Origin of the sequence: Halorhabdus salina (assembly GCF_013839425.1) — an archaeon.
Taxonomy (GTDB): Archaea; Halobacteriota; Halobacteria; order Halobacteriales; family Haloarculaceae; genus Halorhabdus; species Halorhabdus salina.
In genome coordinates, this window is sequence record NZ_JACDNP010000004.1 from 55,674 (window position 1) to 79,897 (window position 24,224).

General features: G+C 61.5%; 28 protein-coding genes and 1 tRNA gene. 17 read left to right on the forward strand and 12 right to left on the reverse strand.

Annotation, left to right across the window (positions count from 1 at the left end; translation table 11 throughout):
* Positions 1–36: 36 nt before the first annotated feature.
* Entirely contained in the window at positions 37–1,296 is a 1,260-nt protein-coding gene (locus HZR20_RS06680; protein ID WP_220132687.1) for an outer membrane protein assembly factor BamB family protein, read from the forward strand.
* A 144-nt stretch (positions 1,297–1,440) separates the two neighbouring features.
* Positions 1,441–2,046, forward strand: a complete 606-nt coding sequence (locus HZR20_RS06685) for a site-specific integrase (protein WP_181685819.1) — start codon at positions 1,441–1,443, stop codon at positions 2,044–2,046.
* Positions 2,047–2,049: 3 nt separating this feature from the next.
* Here HZR20_RS06685 and HZR20_RS06690 read toward each other — a convergent pair whose 3' ends face one another.
* Entirely contained in the window at positions 2,050–2,217 is a 168-nt protein-coding gene (locus HZR20_RS06690) for an AbrB/MazE/SpoVT family DNA-binding domain-containing protein (protein WP_181685820.1), read from the reverse strand.
* A 342-nt stretch (positions 2,218–2,559) separates the two neighbouring features.
* Between HZR20_RS06690 and HZR20_RS06695 the strand changes: the two genes are divergently transcribed.
* From HZR20_RS06695 to HZR20_RS06745, 11 genes are all read left to right on the forward strand, one after another.
* Positions 2,560–4,035 carry a hypothetical protein gene (locus tag HZR20_RS06695; protein ID WP_181685821.1) on the forward strand — a complete coding sequence of 492 codons (1,476 nt, stop codon included), beginning with the start codon at positions 2,560–2,562 and terminating at the stop codon, positions 4,033–4,035.
* Between the two features lie 5 nt (positions 4,036–4,040).
* Positions 4,041–4,454, forward strand: coding sequence for a hypothetical protein (locus HZR20_RS06700; protein ID WP_181685822.1), 414 nt, complete (start codon positions 4,041–4,043; stop codon positions 4,452–4,454).
* Between the two features lie 72 nt (positions 4,455–4,526).
* On the forward strand, positions 4,527–4,910 hold the full coding sequence (locus HZR20_RS06705; protein WP_181685823.1) for a hypothetical protein: 384 nt from the start codon (positions 4,527–4,529) through the stop codon (positions 4,908–4,910).
* On the forward strand, positions 4,903–5,505 hold the full coding sequence (locus HZR20_RS06710; RefSeq protein WP_181685824.1) for a hypothetical protein: 603 nt from the start codon (positions 4,903–4,905) through the stop codon (positions 5,503–5,505). Before HZR20_RS06705 ends, HZR20_RS06710 begins: the two co-directional genes overlap by 8 nt.
* Positions 5,502–5,780, forward strand: coding sequence for a hypothetical protein (locus HZR20_RS06715; RefSeq protein ID WP_181685825.1), 279 nt, complete (start codon positions 5,502–5,504; stop codon positions 5,778–5,780). Before HZR20_RS06710 ends, HZR20_RS06715 begins: the two co-directional genes overlap by 4 nt.
* Positions 5,781–5,835: 55 nt before the next feature.
* Positions 5,836–6,255 (forward strand): hypothetical protein, encoded by a 420-nt coding sequence (locus HZR20_RS06720; RefSeq protein ID WP_181686071.1) that lies wholly within the window; start codon positions 5,836–5,838, stop codon positions 6,253–6,255.
* Positions 6,248–6,637, forward strand: coding sequence for a hypothetical protein (locus tag HZR20_RS06725; protein ID WP_181685826.1), 390 nt, complete (start codon positions 6,248–6,250; stop codon positions 6,635–6,637). Before HZR20_RS06720 ends, HZR20_RS06725 begins: the two co-directional genes overlap by 8 nt.
* A 1-nt stretch (position 6,638) precedes the next feature.
* Positions 6,639–7,061 carry a hypothetical protein gene (locus HZR20_RS06730; RefSeq protein WP_181685827.1) on the forward strand — a complete coding sequence of 141 codons (423 nt, stop codon included), beginning with the start codon at positions 6,639–6,641 and terminating at the stop codon, positions 7,059–7,061.
* Positions 7,061–8,773 (forward strand): hypothetical protein, encoded by a 1,713-nt coding sequence (locus HZR20_RS06735; RefSeq protein ID WP_181685828.1) that lies wholly within the window; start codon positions 7,061–7,063, stop codon positions 8,771–8,773. The genes HZR20_RS06730 and HZR20_RS06735 overlap by 1 nt, the downstream gene beginning before the upstream one ends.
* Positions 8,766–9,557, forward strand: a complete 792-nt coding sequence (locus HZR20_RS06740; RefSeq protein ID WP_181685829.1) for a hypothetical protein — start codon at positions 8,766–8,768, stop codon at positions 9,555–9,557. Before HZR20_RS06735 ends, HZR20_RS06740 begins: the two co-directional genes overlap by 8 nt.
* A complete protein-coding gene (locus HZR20_RS06745) occupies positions 9,557–11,116 on the forward strand; it encodes a hypothetical protein (protein WP_181685830.1) in 1,560 nt (519 codons plus the stop codon). Before HZR20_RS06740 ends, HZR20_RS06745 begins: the two co-directional genes overlap by 1 nt.
* A gap of 312 nt (positions 11,117–11,428) precedes the next feature.
* Here the strand turns inward: HZR20_RS06745 and HZR20_RS06750 are convergent, their stop codons facing one another.
* Complete coding sequence (locus HZR20_RS06750; protein WP_181685831.1) at positions 11,429–11,599, reverse strand: hypothetical protein; 171 nt, start codon at positions 11,597–11,599, stop codon at positions 11,429–11,431.
* A gap of 1,579 nt (positions 11,600–13,178) precedes the next feature.
* Here HZR20_RS06750 and HZR20_RS06755 point away from each other — a divergent pair.
* The 4 genes from HZR20_RS06755 (at position 13,179) to HZR20_RS06770 (ending at position 16,711) form a co-directional block, all read left to right on the forward strand.
* The gene (locus HZR20_RS06755; RefSeq protein WP_181685832.1) at positions 13,179–14,717 is read left to right on the forward strand and encodes a hypothetical protein; all 1,539 of its coding nucleotides are present in this window, start codon (positions 13,179–13,181) and stop codon (positions 14,715–14,717) included.
* 1 nt (position 14,718) lies between these two features.
* A complete protein-coding gene (locus HZR20_RS06760; protein WP_181685833.1) occupies positions 14,719–15,006 on the forward strand; it encodes a hypothetical protein in 288 nt (95 codons plus the stop codon).
* Between the two features lie 406 nt (positions 15,007–15,412).
* The gene (locus HZR20_RS06765) at positions 15,413–16,183 is read left to right on the forward strand and encodes a tyrosine-type recombinase/integrase (RefSeq protein ID WP_181685834.1); all 771 of its coding nucleotides are present in this window, start codon (positions 15,413–15,415) and stop codon (positions 16,181–16,183) included.
* 126 nt (positions 16,184–16,309) lie between these two features.
* Positions 16,310–16,711, forward strand: a complete 402-nt coding sequence (locus HZR20_RS06770; RefSeq protein ID WP_181685835.1) for a hypothetical protein — start codon at positions 16,310–16,312, stop codon at positions 16,709–16,711.
* A gap of 490 nt (positions 16,712–17,201) precedes the next feature.
* Here HZR20_RS06770 and HZR20_RS06775 read toward each other — a convergent pair whose 3' ends face one another.
* From HZR20_RS06775 to HZR20_RS06820, 10 genes are all read right to left on the reverse strand, one after another.
* Positions 17,202–18,842, reverse strand: a complete 1,641-nt coding sequence (locus HZR20_RS06775) for a DUF7845 domain-containing protein (RefSeq protein WP_181685836.1) — start codon at positions 18,840–18,842, stop codon at positions 17,202–17,204.
* Complete coding sequence (locus HZR20_RS06780; protein ID WP_181685837.1) at positions 18,839–19,348, reverse strand: hypothetical protein; 510 nt, start codon at positions 19,346–19,348, stop codon at positions 18,839–18,841. The genes HZR20_RS06775 and HZR20_RS06780 overlap by 4 nt, the downstream gene beginning before the upstream one ends.
* A complete protein-coding gene (locus HZR20_RS06785) occupies positions 19,338–19,802 on the reverse strand; it encodes a hypothetical protein (RefSeq protein WP_181685838.1) in 465 nt (154 codons plus the stop codon). The genes HZR20_RS06780 and HZR20_RS06785 overlap by 11 nt, the downstream gene beginning before the upstream one ends.
* Positions 19,799–20,221, reverse strand: a complete 423-nt coding sequence (locus tag HZR20_RS06790) for a hypothetical protein (protein ID WP_181685839.1) — start codon at positions 20,219–20,221, stop codon at positions 19,799–19,801. The genes HZR20_RS06785 and HZR20_RS06790 overlap by 4 nt, the downstream gene beginning before the upstream one ends.
* Positions 20,218–20,520, reverse strand: coding sequence for a hypothetical protein (locus HZR20_RS06795; protein ID WP_181685840.1), 303 nt, complete (start codon positions 20,518–20,520; stop codon positions 20,218–20,220). The genes HZR20_RS06790 and HZR20_RS06795 overlap by 4 nt, the downstream gene beginning before the upstream one ends.
* Positions 20,517–21,053, reverse strand: a complete 537-nt coding sequence (locus HZR20_RS06800; protein ID WP_181685841.1) for a hypothetical protein — start codon at positions 21,051–21,053, stop codon at positions 20,517–20,519. The genes HZR20_RS06795 and HZR20_RS06800 overlap by 4 nt, the downstream gene beginning before the upstream one ends.
* Positions 21,046–23,091, reverse strand: a complete 2,046-nt coding sequence (locus HZR20_RS06805; protein ID WP_220132688.1) for a DNA cytosine methyltransferase — start codon at positions 23,089–23,091, stop codon at positions 21,046–21,048. Before HZR20_RS06805 ends, HZR20_RS06800 begins: the two co-directional genes overlap by 8 nt.
* Entirely contained in the window at positions 23,091–23,336 is a 246-nt protein-coding gene (locus HZR20_RS06810; RefSeq protein WP_181685842.1) for a hypothetical protein, read from the reverse strand. The genes HZR20_RS06805 and HZR20_RS06810 overlap by 1 nt, the downstream gene beginning before the upstream one ends.
* Positions 23,336–23,716, reverse strand: coding sequence for a hypothetical protein (locus HZR20_RS06815; RefSeq protein ID WP_181685843.1), 381 nt, complete (start codon positions 23,714–23,716; stop codon positions 23,336–23,338). The genes HZR20_RS06810 and HZR20_RS06815 overlap by 1 nt, the downstream gene beginning before the upstream one ends.
* A gap of 287 nt (positions 23,717–24,003) precedes the next feature.
* A tRNA-Ala gene (locus HZR20_RS06820) sits at positions 24,004–24,075 on the reverse strand.
* Positions 24,076–24,224 lie beyond the last annotated feature (149 nt).

Below are 24,224 nucleotides of genomic sequence, written 5' to 3' on the forward strand. Positions count from 1 at the left end.
TTTATTTCCATTGCCAGAGTGAAGGTTTGGAAAGAAATGAATCGACGAGAGTATCTGGCATCAGTTGGCGTCGCTATTGGTGCTCTCTCAGGATGCTTGAGTTCAGGAAAAACGAGATCGACTACACAAAGAACTCAATCGATATCGAAACACAGTGCGACAGAGACGATAACGACCGAACAGAGAACTCCATCACCAACCGAAGCGACGGAAAGTCCGACAGAAACTACTGCGAACTCGCAGGAGAAAACCACTGTCTCACAAGAAACGACTGTTACTGCTGGATGGCCTCAGAGAGGATATGACAATCGCCGCTCTCGATATAATCGCAAATCCCGTGTTCCAGATGAGCCCACAGAGGCCTGGAAATTGTCGTTTGAAGGCGATACGTACACTACTATTGTCTCAAATCGTGCATTGATTGTTCAGGAGCCGAACCATATCGGTGCTTTTGACATGGATGAGGGGGAGCGCCTCTGGAGAAAAGAGGTGCCTGGAACGAGAACGAATGATTCATTGGTCGCTAAAGACGGGATTGTGTACTACGTCGGCCGATCCGAAAAGAGTCATTTTGATCAGTCCCAGGCAGGATCATTAGTTGCAGTTGACGCACGATCAGGCCAGCAGCAGTGGTCTCTGTCTGGGCCAGATATGGGAAAAGGATACGGAGCAGTCGAATACGCTGGTGATCTGTTCCTTGATGGCGAAAAATTACAGCGGGTCGATCCCGACTCGAAGAAGATCGTTTGGGAAGTCCAAGCGCCGAACGGTGGTTCATTCAAGGATTGCCTCGTCGCTAATGATATCGTCTACACAAGAGACTACGAGCAAAATGAATTTATGGCATTTGAGGCTGCCAGTGGTACGGAAATCAAACGCTGGGGTGTGGACCGGATCCGAATATGGATGCATATGAAATATTGGGATGAGACTATGTATTCTGGTCAACATTCTATTTCTCAGGGGGAGTACGTAGAACAAGCATTCTGGCCGTTAGAGTGTTTCACGCCGTCGAAAGCACTTGGCCCAAATTTTGGCAGTGACGGAGTAAGACTATTTGATGAAGAGGGAGAGACGATTTGGACGATATCGCCAGAAGAAAGCGTGTTTTCAGGAGTTATAGCCGATAAAAATATTCTAATCACAGCAGGAAACTCCGTTCGCTGCCATCAGATGGAAAACGGGGAAGAAGTGTGGTCCCGGCAATCAGATGCTGGAATGCTTGACTGTATAGTAGCAGAAGACTCTGTTCTGGCCTTTACAGATGATTCTGAAGAGATTATTTGCTATCGATAAATGTCGTCGAATGGGGTGACTGTAGGAGGACATTGCGTGTTTCTATACTAACGTGCAAAACCAGGGCCGAATTACCCTCGAAATCGGGACGATATCCCCGATGGCCACCACCACTAAGTGCGTGAAAGACATGAGTATCATGCAATGCGAACTGAGCGAAACAAGGACGGCTCATGGAACGTGTGGATGTCTCGCGACGAGTACCAGGTGCTCCCTCGCGAGGCCGAGACCTTCGAGCGCGAAGTGGCGATCCGGTTGATGGGAGACTGTGGTCTTCGCGTCCAGGAGGTTCTCGACGTCAAGCCGAAGCACATCCAGCGGATGAGCGACGGTGAGCACTTCGAGCTCGAAGTCGTCGCCGGGAAAGACACGACCGGCGAATACGACGAAGGGAAACATCGAGAGACGTGGCTTCCTCGCGATGTCGAAGCAACGATCAACCGCTACATTCAGGAGGCCGGACTCGACGAGAACGACGCGCTCGTTCCGCGATCAAAGCGAACTGTGCAGTACTGGGTTGAGGACGCCGCGAAGCGTGCGGCCGAAGAGACTGGCGACCAGGACTACCAACGGGTCAGCACGCACGACCTTCGGCGCTGCTGGGCCAATCACCTACTGGTCGAGGAAAACGTCTCTCCGCGGATCGTGATGGCTCTCGGCGGCTGGAGTAGTTACGACGCGATCGAGCCGTATCTTGCTGCACCGACCGAAGAAAACATTATCTCATCGATGGACTCAGTCGCGCTGTGAACGTTAGTCCAGAGAAAACGTAATCTTACCCGAATCGCTGTCGTACTGGGAGATGGCGATATCGTCCTCGTCAGTGATATCGTGCTGCTCGAGGACATCGGCAGGAAGAGTGATGCCCAGCGAGTCGCCAAATCGCTGAACCGAGCGTGAGAGCGGTTTTCGTGAACCCATACACGATGCATCGCGGTTGTTGAGAAAAAAGATTGCCATCATCAGATATCCTATACTGATTGAATACCCAATTGAATACTGATTGAATACCCCATTAGAGTCCCTCTTTTGAGGGATTAGCCACCTGTCGGGCGTAGCTCGCGCGATGAAACGAGCGCGCGAGCGGGTATCAATGACAGATGGAGAGTCCGGCCCTGAACGGCCGGATGGCCCGCGAAACCGCGGGCTTCGGTCGAGCGGTATCGAGTATCTAACCGATGCGCAACGGCGCGCGCGAGATCGCGTCACGCTGTCGGGCGCGAGTCGCGATCTTTCGAGTGCGCTGCTGGCAGGAGGTCCTCAATGAGACGCGCTTTTTCAGCGTTCGTGGCGGCGCTGGTCGTACTGTCGGCGGTGGGTGTCGCAGCTGCGGCGGCTGGCCTGGCGTTCACGGGCGACGATGCAGCGCCGAACCCGTACGTCGACGAGGATGCGCTGACCAAGCAGGTCCACGACGTCGCCTGGGACGACCCGCTGCAGTACGAAGGTGACGACGGGAGTCTCGCAACACTCGACGCGACGGTCAACGAGTCGGCAGACAATCCGTACTCGCTGACTGTCACTGACATCGACTTCGACGACGCGGACGAGTTCCCGCGCAAGGACTCGGAGACCGATAACTCGGCGTCCGCGCTGGACGCGAGCGAGTGGACGAAGGACATGGCGTCATCGACGGGCTCGGCGACGATCGCCGACGCAACGACGGCACCGAACGTCGACGCGCTCAACCTGGCTGTCTCTGGCCAGTCCAGCGGCGACACGGCAGTCCTCTCGTACAGTAACGTCTCGCTCACCTCGGACGTCGAGAAGCGCTACCTGCAGGTGGCGGCGGACGTCAACTCGATCGGATCGAGTACGGACGCCGTCCTCCGTCTGAACGACTCTGACGGCGATTACGTCGAAGTGACGCTCGCGAACTCGACCATGGATGCTGCCTCGAGCACGGTCGTCGCGAACAGCACGACCGAGGGAGCAGTCCTACAGTATCAGATTGGTCAGCTCACAACGCAGGGTAGTGGCGACGGCGTGATGGGCGAACTGCAGTCGATTAGCGTGCGCGTCAACGACGGCGATGTCGACGTCGACGTGTCGCTGCTCAACGCCGAGCGGATGTCGATGTACGGCTTCGGCGAGCAGCTGAAGGATACGGACAGCGATGACGATCTGGAAACGGTCACGATCGAGGAGCCGACCGGCACGGTCGACGTCCACAGTCTAACCACCTTCGGGCCGGCCCTCTCGAACGCGACGATCCACGGCGTGTCGATGCCGGTCCAGCACCGGGCCGCGGATCTGGCTGCCGAGGACGTCTCCGTGTCGTTCAACGAGTCGGACAAGTACCCCGGCTACGACTACATCGCTGAGATCAATTACCGAATCGACGTCGAATCGGCGTACGATCTCTCACACTCGGGTCTGGCACTCCAGCAGGAGCAGAAGTGGCCGTCCGATCGCTACCTCTCGATCGAGATCGCCGAGGGGACTGGCGACACGGCCTTCGATGACGTCAGCTCCTGGACGGACGTCACGAGCAAGGTCAGCAGCGAGGGCAACCTGCTGACGCTCGACGACACGATCCAGCCGGGCCAGAAGATCTCGATCCGCGAGCGCCTGCGAATCACTGAGGATGACCGCTCTGCGATGACGCTCTCCGGCGGTGCCGGCGCGATCATGGGCGGCGGTGGGAGCGGCGGTCTCTTCGGCGGGATCTTCAACGCCTTCACGGGCGCGATCGCTGGCGTGCTCGGGTTCTTTGGCATCAAACTCCGTGGGAGCTGATCGTCATGTCAGAGAGTAGTAGTAGTGCCGGGATCCCATCGCCGACGGATCTCGTTGGCAAGTACAAGAACGTGCCGACGGCGATCAGCAAGGGCCTCGTCGGCGTTGTGATGGCGTTCATTTACCTGGTCGTCGCTCCGGTACAGGCGGGCGCGAACTCGATGTGGAATATCATCGTCGACTTCGGTGATTCGATCGCCGCGTTCATGTCGTCAATACCGCAAGGGGCGGCAGATATCATCACGGCGGGAGCGACAGAAACAGAACAGTCGCTGTCGGGATTTACCGCATTCATCCTCGCGCTGGTACTGGTGTTCATCGCGGCCTGGCTGTTTGCGTTCATGCGCGACCAGCTGGACGCGGACATCCCGTTCACGGGGATGCGGATCCCGTTCCTGGGCGACGACGAGGAGGACTGATCAGCATGAGCGCTGTCGACCGCTGTCCAATGCTCGCGGTCGAACAGCGATATCTCAACCGGGGGTTCACAGATGGCCAGTGACGGTCGTGACGTCCAGGAGTACATTTCTGGCCTATCGAGCGGAGATGGAGCCTTCGATGTCGGTGACAGTATCCCGGCTCCGAAGCTCGTCAAACTCGGGATTGCGATCGTCGTCGGGTTCATCATGGCCGTCTTTTACGGTGCCGTCTCGATCGTCCGACAGCTCGGCGTCGGCGCTGCCGAAGCGGTCGCTGGCATCGGCGAGTTCGGTGTGTCCCTCGCGACGGTCCTGATAAGCCCGGAAAAGGACGTTGAAGCAGCCTGGATTACAGCTGGCTCTCAGTTAGACGGCCGGCTCGCATTCATCGTTGCACTGGTATTCGTGTTCGTGATCGCCTGGGTCTTTTCGATGGTGGTGAGTCGGTATGTCTGATTCGGGCGACTTCGATCCGAGCAAAGATTACGACGGCGATGGGACGGCGTTCGAAAATGAGCCCCCGTCTGAGCAGCAGAAGATTCTCCAGAACGCGATTAGCGGCGCTGGTGGCGCAGTTAGTGGGACCGTCTCAGAAGCAGTTTCGTGGCTGAAGAACAACGTCGACAGCCTGAAGACGTTCGTCAGTAATCCGGCTGGCGTCGTCCTGGCGGCGATCCTCGGAACGGTCATCGGCTGGGTACTCCGTGCAGCTGAGTTGCTCGTCGAGGCGGTGATGCTCGTGTTCGGATACACTCGCGGCGATGGCGAGTGGATCCTCACGGGTAACAACGTGGTTGGCCTCGCCGATCTCCCGGCGATGCTCTGGGATGCTGTGATGGCACCAGTCGCGAGTTTCCAAGTCCAGCAGACACTCCTCGGGCCGTTCTACACGTTCAACGACCAGATCGCCGACGCGGCTGCGACGTGGGGCCTCACTGGCCTCCCGATCATCACGGTCCTGTGGGCCCTCGAGATACTGCTGGTCCTGTGGATCGTGTCGGCCCTCGCGAGCCGTGTCTTCCCGCCACTCCGGAGGTTGTCTCCCCTATGAGTAAGGTACGCAAAACACTGCAGTCGCTCCCGCTGGTCGGCACGCTCCTGCTGGTACTCCTGCACTGGATCGGCATGATCGAACCCGTGTGGGCGTTCCTGGCGGCGACCAAGCACCTGTGGTTCTCGATGGCGACGACGTTCGGTTCGCTCGTCGCTCCGGAACTTGGCATTCCCACGATCGGGATGTCGATCGCGGTCGGTGCTGGCGTGCTGTACGTGCTGATCCTGCTGGAGCGGTTCTCAGACCGGTTATCACAATGGATGGATCGATGATACACAGAATCGACAGACGGCAGTATCGCACGCACATCAACGGAGGTGATGGACTGTGCTGAACTGGCTCACTGGCCTCGGCCTCCCGATCCTCGCCGGCCTGGCCATCGTCGCGATCATCCTACTGTACGCGGTGATCGGGGCGATCGTGGGCCGACGCGAGAACGAAGGCGTCGATCGGACGGCCGAACGCGCCGGCGACCGGATCGAGCGCGCGACGGGCGGCCTGCTTAGTGTGGGCCGCGTCGCACTCGCGACCGGGTTCAGCATCGTCATCATCGCTGCCCAAGAGGGCGGCACTCTCGTCGGAGAGCTCGGGTCAGTCCTGATGGACTTCCCACTGATCGCGTCGAATATAGCAGTCGCTGGCCTGGGCTATGCTGGCCTCAACGGCATCCTCAGCATCGGCCCCGTCCAGTTCGTGATCGTCGCGGGCCTGGTCTTCGTAATCGGGGTGGCAATCAGCAATGCGTAGCGTCATCCTCGCTGCGGAGTCGAGCAACCCGGTCAAACAGGTCGTCGCCTGGCTGATCGAGATGGCCAACCAGCTGGTCACGAACTGGCACACGACGCGCTCGATTGTCGCGTTCGTCGCGATCGCGATCATCGCGTACTGGACCCTCGAACGGTTCGGCGGCGAAGGTGATGATCCAACGATCCGGTCGACCAGCTCGAGCGACACGGGCACGATGTCGTTCCTCATCTCTGGGATCTGGGCGGTAGCGTTCGTCGCCGGGATCGCAGCGCTGGCGATGTTCCCGGAGATCCGGAGTGGCAATCCGGTCGTGATCGGGTTGATCGTCGTCCCGCTTGTCATCCACTGGATCTTCGAGAAAGAGGAACGGGAGGACGTCTAACATGCCGAAGCTGAACGTTGACGTCGACGGCGAAGACGCCGTGACGTATCTCGACGAAATCGGTGACGGCCCGCTCGATCCGTCGGACGTCCTCGCGAAGCCGGTCCGCGGACAGGTGTTCGCTGTTCTCCTGTCGATCGTGATGGCGGGAGTCGGCGCGTACATGACGGTCCAGAGTGGGCTGATGTGGCTCCTCGTCGCTGGCTTCGGAGTCGCGATGACGTACGCCACTGGAGACGAGCTGTACTGCATGCTCGATGCAGACCACGACTGTTACACGTGCAAGCAGGAGATGGATCGCTGGCGAGCAGGGGAGGCTGACGAGGAGCACGACGCTGATCGTGGCGAGGATGCGGACTTCAAGGACTCGCTCCTGGATCGAGACGGTCTCTCGCTGTTCGAGACAGCAGGAGGCGATCAGTGATGCGCGGGCGTCGCGTCTTCGTCGCGATCGTCCTGGTCGCGATGACTGTGTCGGTCGTCGCACCGGCGGCGCTCGCGATGGCTCCAGCAGACACGTCGACGTCGTCGCCGACGCTGGACGATCTGCAGGTGCGACCGCAGCACCCGTCGAACGCGCCGGCGGCGGTCCGGATCCTGCCCGGGCAGTCGGGGCAGATCCAGCTCGAGTACGAGCCAGCCAACCCGCTCAAGTCGGGATTCCAGCCGATCCAGCACGGATCGACGCTGAATACGAACGAGATGCAGGTGTACTCGGTCCGGTTTGGAGAGCTGCAGAATGCCGAAGACGCGACGCTCGTCATCGCTTACTACAACGTCGAAGAGCGGACGCGACAGACTCAGAACGGGACGATCACCGAGACGGTCGCGACCGATGTCGAAGTGCAGCGAGAAGCGATCTCACTACAGCAGGGGTACGAAGCGCAGACTGTCTCGTTGCATCCCCATTACGACGAGTCGAAGCGGGTCGCGGCGTGGCTCGAGCTCGGTGGCGAGCGGATCGATGGCGTCTCCTGGGGGTTCCAACACCGCTCAACACCGTCGACGCAGTCGGTGCAGATCTCGTCGCTCGGCGATGCGTGGTGGTTTAGTGCCAAGAACGTCCTTGGTCCTGGGGCGATCGGGATCCTCCTGGGACTATTCGGAGCCAGACGGACGCTCAAACGCACGGGTACGGGCCCGCGTATTGGGTGGCCGCTCTGGGCGGGACTGGTCGTCCTCTCGTCGATCCTGCTCGTCTCGGGCTGGTTCTTCGAGACAGCGGTGATCCTCGCGAACCTCCCGATGCTGATGGGCGGGCTGCTCGGGCTCCTGGCCTACGCGGCCGGCCTCGTGACGCATCGTGACGTCATGACGATCGCGTTCGAGCGCGACGAGGTGAGCGAGGCACGGACCCTCCGTGATCCCGACCGCGAGGAGCCTCTCGAGGACGACAGCATTCTGCCGGGCACTGGCCTGGATGCGTTCAAGGAGATCCTTTACGAGGATCAGATCCAGGTCCCGGCGATCCGGAACGAGGATTCAGACTTGCTGCTCCCGAAGCGGGGCATCAGACCGTTCCTCGCCCGGCTGTTCGCCGATCCGGCCCGTCTTTCAGACAAGCAGATTCGGACGCGCAAGAAGGTCGACAAGGGACCGATCGACGAGAAGATCTACGTCGATCCGGAGTACGACGAGACGCTGGTCCACATCCCGGCCAGACTGACCTGGGACCCGCCACTCCGTAGGGAATCCGGGCACGAGGGCTGGCTCGGGTCGCTGGCGTCGATCAATTGGTCGTTCGTCATGGCAATCCCGGTGTTGATCGCGGCTGGCTACTTCGGGCTCGATGCCTGGCTCGGGCTGGGCTCGCTGGGCGTCGTGGTCGGGCTCGTCCCGATCGTCGTCTGGTCGATCTCCACGGAGGATGGCTACGCGGACTTCGAGCCGGCGCCGCTGCACATGGTCGATGCCAAGGGCACGATCACGCAGTGGCAGCGCGAACTCCAGGACGCTCGCTACGTCGAGCAACTCGAAGACGAGGTCGCGAGCGAGCGTGCCCGGACGGCCAAGGAGGCACGCGATCATCAGACGCGGATCGACCAGACAGTCACGGAGGAACTCCTCGAGGAGACCGAGGGCCTGGACGTCGACGACGTCGCCCGGACGGACGAGGAGGTACCAGCGGATGATTAGGACCGACGTCCGATCCCCGCGGCCGGCTCTCCAGCGACTCCAACTCGATCAGCGAGCTCTCGTCGACGCCGATCTCTCCGATCGCTTCGACGTGGATCTCAGACGCGGCTTCGAGTCACGTCGCGACGTGATCGAGTGGTATCAGCGCGCAGTCGTCCGGACGCTCGGGTACATCGAGGACTGGATCGCGCCGTCGCAGTTAGTCCAGGACCGCTCGATGCTGTCGAACCTGATCGTCTCGGATCGGCGATCCGCGTGGGCTGACGATCCGGTCTCGCTGGCGACGGCCGCCAGCGTTCGTCGACGCCTCGAGAGCAATGTCGTGATCCCGGCCTGCTCGCGAGCGTACAACGATCTCCGGAAGCGGGCCGGTGAGTACATCGATAGCGAGTCAGAGCAGACGCTCGAGGACATCGATCCGACGGAACAGGAGAACCCGGCGATGCGGCCCGGCTTCGCGCACGTCGATGCGGCCCAGCAGCAGGCACTCTCGATCCTATGGGGCGGCTTCGAGAACGAGGACGTCCTCCACGACTGGCTGCACTGGCTCGACGAGCCGTGCAACGGCGCTCAGGATGACGACCTGGCAGCGTCGATCCGTCGTGATCGGACGGCGATGCGATACCTCCTGACCAACGACAGCGAGCGAGCGCTGGCTCGCCGATATCGCGAGCGGTTCGCGATCGTGAAACTGCTCCCCGCGTTCATCACTGGCATTCACCGGATGGACACGGGCGAACTGGTAACGCAGTCCTCCAGCAGTCTGGAGGTGACTCCCGGATAATGTCTCAATCAACAGACCAACACTCGAGAACGTACTGGGCCCCACCGAACGAGTACGAGTTCGGCGAGGGGTCGATACAAGCACGGAAGCAGCGAGGCGAAGATGTCGACGAGGATCTCACTCTACCAGGGGGCGACCGATGGACGGATGCCGCCGAGATCCGCAAGGCTGGCAAACTCTTCGAGGAGACGCCAGCAGCGTTCGATACCGAGGTCTGGGATTTTGACCTCTATCCGGACACGCTGATCCACGAGAAGCCGGCTGACGAGTGGTCCTCAAGCGGCGGGACCGACTGGGCGGCGATCGGCGGCCGCGGAGCCGGGAAGACGACGCACAACCGGCAGTGGGCTCTCCGACTGATGGAGATGAACCCGGACGAAATCGTCGTCTGGCGCGGCTCTCCGTCACGGTCGGGCTGGTCCGATCTCCGCGAGTGGGCGACCCTCTGGCTCCCAGCGAACGCGAGCGTCGGCGCGAGCTGGCGCTCGGAGCACCGCGGCGTCGCGCCCGATGAGTCCGACCTCGAGGACGCGGTCCGCCAGGTCGTCCGCTACGAGGACCCGGTCGATCTCCTCGACCAGCTGGGCGAGCAGCCAGGCGGGACGTTCCACGTCGTCTACCCAGATCCATCGTTCACGGGCTGCGAGGAACTCACGGCACGGACGAATCGCGTCTCCGAGCGACTCCCGTTCGTGCCGGCCTGGGAGACGATCGGCGACGAGAGCCCGACGCCACTGCAACACTGGTGGTTCGCGTTCTTGCTCGCGGCCGTCGAGTTCCGACAGTCACAGTACTGGCTGTCGCTGATCTTCGACGAGGCGGGCGACCTCGCGCCGGAGGACGCCGAGGAAGACGACCACCGGACGTTCAAGAAACTCTCGCTGCTCCGATCCGTGTACGCGGACTCACGGAAGTACCGGCTGTCGCTGTACTGGTCGTACCACTACGGCGAGAACATCCATCACAAGTTCCGTCGGGAGATTGAACGCCGCATCTCGATGCCCGACGGCTCGCCGAACCCGACGACGGACCGGACGCGATCGATCCCGGTCGGCTTCGACACGGTGCCGATGTACGCGGATCTGGTTGGTGACCGGAAAGTCGGATCGGCGCTGATGTACGACGAGAGCAATTTCGCGCTCTACTCCTGGAAGGATCTCTCGCGGATCGGCGAGGACGATCGCTGGCTGAAGATCGATCTCGACGAACCGGAGCGAGACGACGAGGAGGACGACGGCGACGACGAGCCCAGCCTCGAGTACGACACGTCGATTTTCAAGCGCTGGAGTGCAGGCGACGAGGATCGCCTGTACGTACGCGACCCGGGCGCGGGTTACGTGGACGCCGTCTCCGGCGTCGAGGTCGAGCCACTCGAGAGTCCGCGGGAAGATCTCCAGTTCGCTGGCATCCGCGAAGCCGGCGACGAGCGGATCATCTCGATGCTACCCCAGGCTTCGGAAGAAGAAATCGTGGTTGCTCGGATCCCGATCAGGGAGTTCGGCCTTGATCTCGGCACTGACGACGAGCAGATCGCCGACTCGGGAGGTGACGGTCGATGACCGGGCCCGGTGTCGCGATCGGCTCGAATCGGCTCTCAGCCTCGCGCCTATGCGCGCGTATTGACCTGCGATGCGGCCGGGCCCGTGATTGCGCGGGGACGGCGGCCACGGCCACGCGCGAGCGAGTGCGCTCGGTACCGTGCGAGAAGCCCGCGGCCGCGCTCGATCACAACACCGCACGCGGGCAAGTGCGACCGGACGAACGCGACGCGGGCAAGCGCCGACGCCCGGACGTCCGTATAAATAGTGTCTGCCCGGCCGTGAGCGGGCGGCCGCGACGGCACGCCCAGCGCACCGGCGGTCGCGCGGGTGTCACGGCCACGCCGGCGCGTGGGCTTCGACGCGCCCGAACGGAGGTGAGCGCATGAGCGGACACGCTCGACGAGTGGGCGCGCTCCTGCTCGTGATCGCACTCGCGCTCTCGCCGGTCGTGAGCACGCTCGCGGTCGCACCAGCGAGTGCGGCCCCGAGCGGGATGGTCACACTGCCGGACGACCAGATCACCCAGGACGTCCCCGACGGCGAGTCGATCCCGCTGTCGGCAGCGGAACTTCAGGGCAACGTCCTCGTCGGGTCGTATGCGGACTCGACGGAGGTGATCCTCACGACGCCGAGCCGTGCTGACGAGATCATGGGCTCGGATGCGAACGTGCTTGGCAGCGGCGAGATGGCGATCGTCATCCGCGACGGTCAGCACGACGCTGGTCGAGAGGTCGCGATCGACGCGGGCCAGCTGCGGACAGCGCTGGGCTACTCGCCGCAGATGCTGTACGGAACGCACTCGAGCGGAGAGACCTGGAAGAGCCCGGCAACCTACGAGGATGGATTCCTGCAGTTCCATCTGGATCACTTCAGCAGCAATACCGTCACGTTCAGCGGAGAGGTGTCGGTCAGTGGGACGTACACAGCCGGCTCGCAGGTCAGTTACGGCCTGACCGACCTCGACGCGGCGAGCGATCCGGTGATAGAGATGACGGGCGTCTTGAACACCGAGTGGGCTAATCAGTCAGGGTCCAAAGTGGAAGTGGACCATACTCAATCTGTTTCATTCGGGGCTAATGACGGATTGACGGACGGGTCTGGGAGTGACCCCACCCTATCAGTCACAGCCTACAAAGGTGGCTATGGTGTGGGTTCGGCCACAAACACAAGCAGTTCTAAAGACATTAGCGCAAATGCTGGTTATCTCAGGGAATTCACGTTTTCTGACGATGGGACAGAAATGTATGTCGCTGAAGAGGTTGAGGTGGAAGTGCAACAATATACCCTATCGACGGCATGGGACGTATCCACGGCTTCTTATTCCCAAAAGGTTAGCGTAGACGACGCTGAAAATCGCCACCCCAAAGACGTGGAATTTTCCCCGGACGGGACTAAGATGTATGTCATTGATGGGTCAACGAATGACGTTCGGCAGTTTACCCTATCGACGGCGTGGGATGTGTCTACCGCTTCTTTAGATTCCACAACTGATGTATCTTCCAGCCCGAGTGGGATAAAGTTCGGAAACGACGGACAAAGGATGTTAGTTATTGGTGGAGACACTATTTACCAATGGGATTTATCGACGGCTTGGGATTTGTCCACAGCCACGAACACGAGCGAAACCATCTCCCCAACTGAAGATTCATCATGGAAAGAAGCGGCATTTTCCGGTGGTGGGGACGGGTTAATTCTATTTGGGCAATCAAACGGTCAAGCGTTCAAATATTCGCTCTCTACCGATTATGATATCACGACGGCTACTTACACCGGAGAGGCTTCGGACCCTGTTTCATTCACCGTTCGGTCGGGGGAGTTCTCCGAAAATGGGTCCAAAATGTATCTGGCTGACGGCGAAACAGTCCACGAATACACCACAGACGTGCCCACGAATGGCCTCTCCGTATCTGACGGGGATGGACTCTCCCACACGTTCGGTAACTTTTCCGATGGCGAGACAAAAACCACCACTCTAAACCTCAAAACTTCAAGTTCCGAATTGAATTTTTCGGCCACTTCTGGCGGTTCGTTAGATTATACTCTCACCGTTCAGGAGCGCACAATTACGCAAGACCCCGGCGTGGAACTTAACGATGGCAACTGGGCGAATCACACGGGGACGCTCGCCGACGGAGAGACGATCACGCTGACGGGTAACGCGAGCTGGCTCCAGTCCGGGACGAACACGGTCAACGTCTCGATGCCGTCGCTGTCGGCCGACGCGCCACCGATGCAGGTCGATCTCGAGTACAGCCACGATGCGAGCGACCGGATCTCGACACTCTACTCGAGTACGAAGTGGACGGAGTACTACAACGTCTCGCGGACCTACTCGTCGGACCGATCGAATCCGACGCTGTCGATCCCGTTCGAATCGTCGATCTACTCGATCGGGAACATCGAGTATCGAACGAACGGCGGAACGTGGCAGACGCCATCGTACTCACTCGACAGTGGGACGATGACGGTCTCGCTGCCGGACGTCAGCGCTGGCGACAAAGTCACCGTGCGGACGACCGGCCGGCAGTTCGCCGTCGAGAACGGGCAGATCACAGTCACAGATCCGACGCTGCCGACTGATCCACTGGACAGCAAGATCCGCGTCGAGTCGCGATCGGCCGGCGATCTGATCCTGGGCGTCGGGGAGACGTCGACGGCCGACCGCATCCATTACACGTACAACGAAACGTGGACAGGCGCGGACGAGCGGATGCGCTTTGATTCCGGAGGCTCACAGTCACTCGTCTTACCAACCCCGGAGGCGGGGGATGAGTTCCGGGTGACAACGATCCCCGTCGAGGTGCATCCGTCGAGTGGCGATGTCGTCGTGTCGGCAGTCGATCCGAGTCAGTCGGAACCGACCTTCGACGTCAGCCCTGGCGCGCAGGCAGGCGATCCGGTTGAGTTCAGGTATTTGAACGCGCAGACTGACGAGAAGTACCTGCTCTACTCGCTGGATAACAGCATCGTGCGAGATTCGGGGGTGGCATCCAGTCCGATCACGCTCGAGGACGATGACAGTGACGAGACGCTGCGCTTCCAGGTCGAAAACACGTCGTCGAGTGGGAGTGACACTGGCGGCGGCGGTGGGATCATCGGCGCGGCGACGGGTGGCGGCGGGATTTCGCTGTCGTTGACGGGCCCGGTGACAATCGTGACGATCGTCGGCGCGCTCCTGGTCCTCTGGTACGTGTCTCGCAAGGTCGGGATCGCGACCGGCGGGCCAGTGCGCTGGACGACCAGCAAGATCACGACGGCGGGCGGGTCGCTGGCTCGGCGACCGAGCGCGTTGATCGGGCTGATCGCGGTGGGCTCGATCGTCGCGGCCGTCCTGGGCTGGCTGCCTGTCGAGCTGGTCGCGCCTCCGATCGCCGTCAGTCTGATCATCGCACTGTACGCTGGCCTTCGCCGACTCGATCTGATGAACTGGCCTGTGTTCGGCCTGGTCGCTGGCCTGATATCGCTGGCCACGCTCGAGATCGTCTCGCCCGGAGTCATCGACACGCTGACGAGCCAGGCAGCGACGGTCGTTCCGCTGCTGATTCTCGGCGGCGTCGCGTTGCTCTGGCGATACCTGCAGCGGCGAGACATCATCATCAACCGCGGTGGAGGACAGTAGGATGCTCGGGGAGATCCAGCACTTTCTGGACACGCTGGGCGCTCCCTCGTGGCTGCTGTTCCTGCTCCCCGTTCTCTACGGTCTGTATCACTTCCGGCATCTGATCCAGGCTGGGCGGCTGCTGGGCTCGTGGCTCAGAACGGCGGCCGTCGCGATCGCGGTCTCGGCGATCCTGCTGTCCGGGGCCGTGCCAGGGATCGCCCGGCCGGAGTATCTGAACCTCGGTGCGACGATCTCCTGGCTGTCAGGACTGATCGAGGCTCTCCTCTCCTTCATACCATATCTTTGAAACGCTGATTTTGCGGTAGCGTGGAACTGTCGGCCTTAGTCGAAACCGGACTGGCCCATGGGGCCTTGACGCCGATCCATTTTACCATCAATTTACGTCAAATCGACCGTCAAATTTGACTGTAAAACATTTTACCGTCGAATATTTGACCATCAAATTACGTAGAATATTTTACGATACTCATTTCTGACACAATTCTTCAGCTGGGATTTATATAGGATGGTGGTAGAACTCGCGGTAGCGCGGTGCCTCAGAAACTGGGGCACGGGATGCACCTCCCGTCCCCCGCGCTGCCAGCTATGACAGCACGTGAGACTACCTGTCCCGAGAAGATTCACTCTTTCGGGACTGCGAGCAGTCGTACCGATCTCAACGACGTCGTCGCTGCTGCCCAGGGGGGCCGCCGATGACGGACCACAGCCGCGACGACGCCCTCACAGACCGGCAGTTCGAGCGCCTCCTGGAGGGCGCGCGCCAGCTGCCCGAGCCCAGGGACTTCGAGGCACGGTTTGTCGTTCTGGTCGCCGGCCGCCTCGGGCTCCGTGGTGGGGAGATCGCGCATCTCTCCGCAGACTGGATCGACGAGGACCAGCGCGTCATCTCGATTCCGGAGCACGATCCCTGTACGAAGGGCAAGGACGGCGGCGTTTGCGGTTACTGCCGCGAGCGCGCTGCCGAACACGTCGACGCCTACAACCTCTCGCTGGACGAGGCGACCGAGCTCGTCGACGAAGAGATGGGAGACGTGGATCTCCCAGACCAGAAGATCGAGGAACTCGCTCGGGAGAGGATGGACGAGCACAACATCAGCCTCGAGGACGCCCTCGCGGAGCGCTGGGAGCCGAAGACGTCGAACGGCGCGCGGACGATCCCGTTCGATCTCACAGCGCGGACGCAGATCGCCGTCGAGCGCTTCGCAGAGCGCTACGATGTCTTTCCCAAAGCCAGAGTTGCCGTCAACAGGCGCGTCAGTGAGGCGGCGTCAGCGGCCGATCTTGACGCGAGAGTGTACCCGCACGCACTCCGGGCGACCGCAGCGAACCAGATGGCGATGAACGACGTCTCCGCGCACTCGCTGCTGGCGTTGATGGGCTGGAGCGATATCGAGACCGCGAGAGCGTATATCAAAGCGAGCGAAGAGAACGCTGCACGGGAAATCCGGTCGAAATTTCGGTAACTCAAGCCCGGCCACCGTATGAGGTGGTATTTCAGCGGTCGCGTTCCGCGCCGGTAAATTAACCACTCGCCGGATTATATCGAAGATATGCATCGAACGATAGAATCTCCAAAGGTGGTCGTCTGAATGAGTGATATTGTTGACTCGCTTCCTGAAAAGATGCTCCCGTATGAAACGGTAAACGATCTTGAAGAATCTGACAATATTGTCCAGTCTGTTCCGGTACGGGGGCTATACACCAATAATAGCGCTAAGGAGATTGATGCCGTGGTTTTTCAGATACTTCTGAATATCCCGGGACGTGGCTTAGTTGGCTTACATATTGACCCATATGAAGATAATTCGTCATGGAAGGTCGTATTTGATTCCCAGAACGTAGACGACGCTGAGGATTCAGAGGAACTCTACGTGATGGCGCACTCTCAGTTATTGGAGATCTCTCCTGAGTTAGAAGGGAAGAGCTTCTTTGAGCATACGCCCGAGTTTAAGGATATCGGCCTGATGGATTATCCTGATCGTGATGAGTGATTAGTCGAACGCAGGACCGGCGAGATACCGCACTGTTCCGTCGTTCTTGCGATCTTTTTGGAGAAATGGAGTGTCGGCCATTACTGTAAGTGTCTCGCGAGCGGTTCGCTCTCCGACATCGCACGTTTTTAGGATTTGATCGAGCGTCACGGCCTTCTCTCCCATTGCTGTCTTCGTGAGAGCTGTAATCCAGACTTGGTCGCGCTTTCGTCGCTGGGCCATGACTGCAATTATTTGCTGGAGATGCAAATAACTGCCGGCCAATCAATGCGGCGGTGTGTATTTTAGCGCGCCCCCCGGGCGCGTACCCTTCGGTACACGTCTAAGGGGGTGCGTCCCGGTTGCCGGGAAGTGACAACTGGCAGAGACAGTGATCGATGGTGAGTGCGCGCCGATCACGGCGGAGGCCCACCCCGGAGGCGGGCTCGCACGCGAAGCTACTTATAAAGAACAACAGCAAAAAGTAGTGTTGCCACTGGCCTGTCGTGCGTCAGCGGAGGGTCCGGACCTCTTTATCGAGACGGTCTCCGTCGGCTAACTCCGCGACGATCCTGGCGTCGCCGATCTCCTGGACGTCGTAGCCATCCTGATGCCAGGCCTGGAGCAACTCGTCGACGACGGCCTCGACACGCGGTCGAGACGACCTCTTGAACCAGGAGAGAACCGTGTCGATGCGAACGACGGGTTTCCCGTCGCCGTCGTCAGGACGTTCGAACTCAGCACCGTACTTCGCGAGGAACTTATCGAACGCACTCGAGGCGCTCCCTCGAATCTCTCGCTGCACGAGATTCGATGCTCGCTTGGCACCACTCTCGACGACGTCGGAGATCTCGTCAGCGATCGCGCGGACCTCCTCGGCGATCTTCTGGCTCATAAACTCGACGTGGCCGTTCTGCACTTCGACAGCGTCACCCAGGCGCTCGATAGCCCGGTAAATCGTCGAGACACCGTACTCAGTCTCGTCCGCCAGTTCCCGAACGTGCTGACCGCCATCCGTCGCAAGCGTCTGGAGGACTTCGACGTCGGACCGGGTGCGCTCACTCAGATCGCGCAGTGTCCGCAGGAGTAGCGTCTCCTGTTCGGCCTCGAGGGCGGGCGCGGGATCCTCGTAAATCGGCACGTTTTCGTCGCGCTCGGCACCAGCAGCGAAATAATCGTCGCTGATGAACGTCGTGCCGCCGGCCTCGATCGGGACACCAGCCCAAGACAGCACGTTCAGCAGCGCCTCGTCGAGCTCGTCGACGAGTTCGTGGCGATCTTCCCACCGGATGCTGTTATCGTTGTTCAGTGTGGTCCGGTAGAGCGCGCCGAACTTGTGGTGGTAGAGGGCATCGTCCTCGTCGAAGGCGTCGGGGTTCTCCGGAAGATACCCTTTGATCTGCTTTCCGTACTTGTGCGTCGGGACCATGTCGTTCGCGCCGGCCTGGTTGTACCGAAACTGGTGGATGTATCCCATCTCCTCGGTGTTATCGAAGTCGTACGTACCGTGAACGCCTTCGACACCGCTCATGTGGATGGCGAGCTTGTGAAACTGCCCGCCTGACTGCAAGACCTTCTTCGCCATGTTGCGATGGATCCGGACGTAGCGCTCAAGTTCGTTGATGTGGCCTCCCACCGGACGACTGAAATAGCCGTGGTAGAGATCCTGGTCCTCCGCCTGAAACAGCTCTTGGAGAAAACGCGGGAAGAGATCGCGGATCTCGTACAGCTGCATCCCCGATACCTGGAACTGGACTGAGACACCCTCGTCGGCGACGTGCTGAAACGTCGTGGGGATGCTGTCGCCATCGACGGTCTGGAGATCGGGATATCGCGGTCGGATCTGATACGAGCCACCGCGGGTGTGCCCCTGGCCGTGAACTGTAATATCGAACTCATAGAGGCCCTCGTCGGTGTCGATCGGATCGTCAGGACGAGGCGCGATGCTCCCACGGTGATAGTTGAGACGAATGTCCCAGAGCTCACCGTTAATCTCGACGTCGTCGAGTTCGAGATAGCCATCAACATCGGTCAAGAACCGCGTGAGAGCCCAGTACGGATCGAGCCCCTCCCAGTCAGTGGTGTTGGGTTCGATCGGCGAGTAGTAAAGAAACCCTTTGGCCTCGTGAACGTCCGGGAGAACATGGCTCACCGCTCCTCACCCCCGTCGGTCACGGCCTGCTTGTTCTGCAGCCGCTCCATCGCGGTCAGCTGCTGGTCGTCGTCCTCCTGGTCGTCGCCGTCGTCCTCGTGATACCACTCCGGTGGCAGCCGGGGACCAGCGTGCATCCGATCGGGACGCTCGCCGATCTCTTGCAGCTCCGCGCGTCGCTGGTTCAGCAGCGCGATGACACTCTCACGAGGCCCGCGATCGAGCCGCTGGGTCTCGACCTCGATCCAGGCGTCGATGACGTCGAGGTGATCGATCCCATTGATGACGGCCTTCACGAGCGCCGCGCCAGTCGAGCAGTGCTGATCGGGAACGAGACGGCAGTCGACGACCGAGCCGGAACTGTCGCGATCGATGTCCAGACGGTAGTGCTCCGACTCGGCGAGGTCTCGGTCGAGAAACCGGGCTGGATCGTGGCCGATCTCCTCGGCGATGTCGGGGCACTCGACGCGATCTCGGGAAGACGATGGCGAGTGCTTACTCGGCATCGTCCACCTCCGCCTGGTCGAACACTCTCGTCCAGGCCAGCTGGGCGTAGTCGGCCCGTCCGTCGGGCTCGACCCAACCGGCGATCGCCTCGCCGACGACCGTCGCCGGGACGAACTTCAGCGCCAGGACATCGGCGTCGTGAGGCGTCGTCACGGCGAACAGATAGACGCCGCTCACGTCGACGAGATGAGCGTGCTGACGCTTCCGGAGGTAGAACCGCCCGTGTGACTGTGCGACCGTCGCGACGACACCACAGGATTTGATCTCGACGGGCGTGCCACGCTCGACGACTGGTAGGCCGACCGTCGGGACCTCAGCGTGGGGCACGAACACTGTCTCGGTCTCGGCGTCGACGTGTTCCGAGCGGCCTGGCGCTGGCGCGAGCTCCGGCACGCGCTGAATCACGGTCGCTTCGGCGGCCTCGCCGGCGCGCTTCGAAGCAGCACGACTCACCGCTCGTCACCTCCGAGCGGGATCTCGCCGTCGAGATCCAACTGCTGGATGTCGAAGTTCGGATACTGGTCGTCAGTCGCCCGCAGGATCCCGTACAGCCGAAGACACCAGTGTGGGTGCGAGAGCCCGGATCGCTCCAGCACGTCGGGGTTGCTGGCCGTGTGCATTGGGAAGATATTGTGGCAGTCCTCGCACAGGCGGCAGGCGAGCAGCAGGCCGTCCTCGCGACCGTAGTGCAGCAGCACGGGCTCGCCGGTGATCGAGTCACCACAGTCCGGGCAGCGGGGCTGCGCGGGCGTGACCGACTCATCCAGATCCGAATCGACAAGCGTCCACGGGCCGGCCTGGGTTTCGAACTCGTAGCGCGTCTCCTCGATCTCGGGTTCGTCGGGATCGACGCCGAACTCGGCGAGACTCACTCCAACCACCTCGCTTCCGGCCGGCGGTGGTAGCGCGCACCGTACTCACGCACTTCGATCGTCTCGACAGCGGCCCACTCGTCGGCAAATTTCTCGCTGTCCTCGGAGCGCGCCTCGTGGATGATGTCCACGCCGACGCCGTCGTGGTACTCGATCACGACCCGGTGTTCAACGGTCTCGTGGCGGTGGCGGTGACCGTGGAACGGCTTCGTCGACGTCTCGAGAAGGACGTGCCGCGTGTCCGAGTCCCACCGCGTCGCGTCGCTGCTGTCCTGGTCGGCGGAGTACTTCGGCGTCAAGCCGACTCACCTCCGAGACTCCGCACTCGTCGGTAGACAGCCCCGAGCGGCACCAACACGACACACCAGATCGAACGAAGAATATTGATCAGAATCCCAGACACTTCTTCAATGAGAGACACATCGTCTGGACTGACGCCTCTCTGGTCGAGATACTCTCGAACGCGCTTCGCATCGTCCGACATCGAAAACCGAATGAACAGGTCAGTCCGCAACTCCTGGACGAGGTTCTTGACTATGCCGGTCGGACCGTACCCATGCTCAGCGTGGCGGAGCTCGTGATCCCGAATTCGCTGGTGGACTGTCGGCCAGTCTTTCAGCTCTTCGTCCAGGATGACGATATCGTGGGCGGTATCGTAGTGGTTGCAGTCGACGGCTGGCGGCACGTAGGCGACTCGCGTCTCGTCGCCTTCGCGAAGGCGCTCGGCGAGCTCGTCCCACGTCTCGCCCTCGCCGGCGGGCACGCCGACGTCGTCGAGGCCCTCCAGGACGTCCTCGCGTTCGAGAGCGCGGGCGTCTTTTGCGTCAGTCATCCGACGCCACCTCCTCCCACGGCGGGATCTCGACACCGTCGTCGGGACTCAACCCGGCCCCAAACGACGACAGCGACGGCGTCTCGGCGGCGAGCACGTGCTCGAACAGCGCCGTCGCCAGGTTGACCGGGACGGCGTTGCCGATCTGCCGCCGTCGCGACTTCTTGGTGTCGCCGGTGATCGCGTAGTCTGCGGGAAAGCCCTGGGCGAGTTTGGTCTCCTCGGGTTCGAGCATCCGGTATCGCAGGTCGATCCCCCACGGGTAGACGCCTGGAAGCACGAGCCCGTATCGCGCCCGCGTCGTGAGCGTCGGAACCGGATCGGCGACGGTGTGGGCCGAGTACTCGGCGTCGCCGTTGTACTGCACCAGGAAGGGGGTGAACAACCGCCCGTCGTGATTCTTCGCCGTGACGGTGTGCAGCGGCCGGTCGTCGGGGTCGTAGGCAGGGTTCGAGTGCTTGCCCCGCATCGATCCGTTCCGTGGCAGCACGAACGCCGTCGTCTCGATCGCGTGGATTGCACCCCTGGTCGCGACGGTTGGCAACGGCTGGGTGTCGGCGTCGCGCGGAACCGACCCACCGTGCTGGCCCATCACCATTCGCGCGTGGGCTGGCAGCTCGCCGTCGGCACTCTCGCTTCCGACGACGACTTCGCCACGGACCAGGAACGGCTCGTCCCGTTCCTCGGCGGCTTCGGGAAGTTCGTCGACGGGAACGACGTCGTCCTGGAGGCCGAGGATGTCGTCCTCGTCGAAGCGTTCGAGCGCGGCGGCGTACGGGGTCAGGCGCTCGTCACAGTAATCGCGAATCCCGCGAGCGATGCGATCCATCGTCGTCGTCGCCAGCGGGTTCGACCGCGTGAACATGGACTCGCCGCGGTCCGACCAGTCTATCACCTCGCTCGCCGGCACCCAGTCCTCGAGATCGTCCGTCGCGTGCTTCGAGTGCGTCGGCGCGGGGGCCGTGGGTTCACATTCGCGAGACGCGATGACGAACAGCCGGCGTCGCGTCGTGGGATCGCCGAAGTTGGCAGCCCGGAGTGTGACGCCCGGACGCCCGCGGTCGTCCCGGATGACGGCGTAGCCCAGCGTCTCCAGCATGTCGATCCACTGCTCGAACAGCGACCCGTCGCGCGTGGGTTCGCCGTCGATCACCGGCCCCCACGAGCGGAAGCCAGCGACGTTCTCGATGATTAGGTGCTTCGGCTGGAGCATCTCGATCCAGCGAAGCATGTGCCACGGCGAGGCGCGCAGTTGCTCGTTCGTCGGTTTCCCGCCCTTTGCCTTCGAGTGGTCGGTGCAGGACGGCCCGCCCGAGAGCACGTCGACCTCGCCGGGTGGAGCGACGTCGGGCGGATGCAACGCCTGGACTTTCGCGTGGTAGTGCGTCGCGTTCGGGAGGTTTTCTTCGTGCGTCGCGATCGCGTCCGGATCGTGATTGATCGCGACCAGCTCGAAGTCCTCGCCGGGTGTGTGGCCGAGTCGCCGGGCGGCGTTGTGGGCACCCTTCGAGAGCCCGCCGGCCCCGGCAAACAGGTCGACGACGCGCAAAACTCCCGCATCGTCTTTGTCGTGAGGCTGGCCACCGTCAGCGACCATCTCCGGGCGGAGATGACTGTCCCAGACAGGGACGATCGCGGGCTTCGATCCACGCAGGAGATCGGACACGCCGGCGCTGGTGGCGTCGTCGCGCTGCTCGCCCTCGCGAAGAGCGCTGAACATCCAGACGTCGAACGCTCGGCGCTGGTCGGGATCGTCTTTTAGTCCGACCTCGGAGACGCCCCCGCTCGACCAGGTGACGAGCGCGAGGCGGCCGTCCGTGTGCTCGAGGACGCGCGCCCAGTCTGTGGGCTTAACCGCGCGAGCGGGACGCTCGCCGCGAGCGAACTCAAGCACGCGCTGAACAGTGACGCGCTCGCTGGGGCCGGCGTCTTCGAGGATGTCGATCGCGTGGTCGGTCGCGCGCTCGCCGGGCTCGATGACGAGCCACTCGTCGACGGACCAGGGGAGATCGTCGGCGATCGCGTCGGCGGCCGCCATCAGTCACCACCCCCGGATGCGGACGTGGTCACGTCGCGGAACGTCTCCTGGAGTTCGTGGCCGAGGTCCACAGTGTCCTCGATCGAGATCTCGCCGACGTCGACGGCCGCGGCCACGCTCCCGTGCTCGAGGTCGGCGACGATGAGCGTCTGCTCGGGGTTGTGCTCGACGAAGATCTCAGCCTGCTCGTCGGATCGAGCGACGCGATCGTGGGGATCGCGGGAGTGATCGATGTCGATCGACATTATTCCGACCCCCTGTCCTCGATCCGCTGTTTGACCTCGTCGAGCGAGAGATCTCCATCGAGGAGCTTGTCCCACTCCTCGATGGTCATCTTCCTCAGCAGATGTTCGAATGTCTTGTAGCCCTCGTATGGGCCAAACTTGCAGCGTTCGCCGTCGTACGACAGCGGAAGGTGAATCCCTTTATCGTACCGGCCGATCTTCAGCAGCGTCTCGACGTCATCGGGAATCGACCCATCAGGGAAGCAGTGGCTGCAGAGCCCGTCCTCGGTGACGCGAGGATCGTCGATGTCGATGGGCTCCGGATCCCGGCTGGTGTTCGTCGGGCACGCGAGTTGCCGATCGGGACCGACGGCGTCGACGTCAGCGTTGTCGACGCTCATGGTCGGCACCTCCCATCATCCAGCGCTGCACAGTCCTGCCCTTCCTCGAGGATCGGCATTCCACAGAACTCGCAGATCTCGACAGCATCGAGATCGATTTCGGTCGCGCTCACGCCGACCACCCCTGTTCCCTGGCCCGCATCGCCAGACGGCGAGGGGCGCATTCGGAGACGGAACGAACTCGCTCCTCAGAGGGGTGATAGGTTTTTGAGAGAACGGGCCGGACACCGATCAACGAAGGAGATTCGTTGCTCTGATGATCCCTTGCTATACGGGAGGTAGAAGAGTGGACTCGGCGGGATTTGAACCCGCGGCCTTCCCCGTGCCAGGGGGATGATCTACCGCTGATCTACGAGCCCTCGTCGCTACCGAAGAATATCCGACGGGATTTCTTAAACCCATCGAACCAGTGGCCCCGACAGCGAGCCAGTACTGACGGGAGGAAACGGCCATAATAGCTTTGCCCGTTCGCCAGAAATGATCTGAAACGTATTACCACAGCAAACGA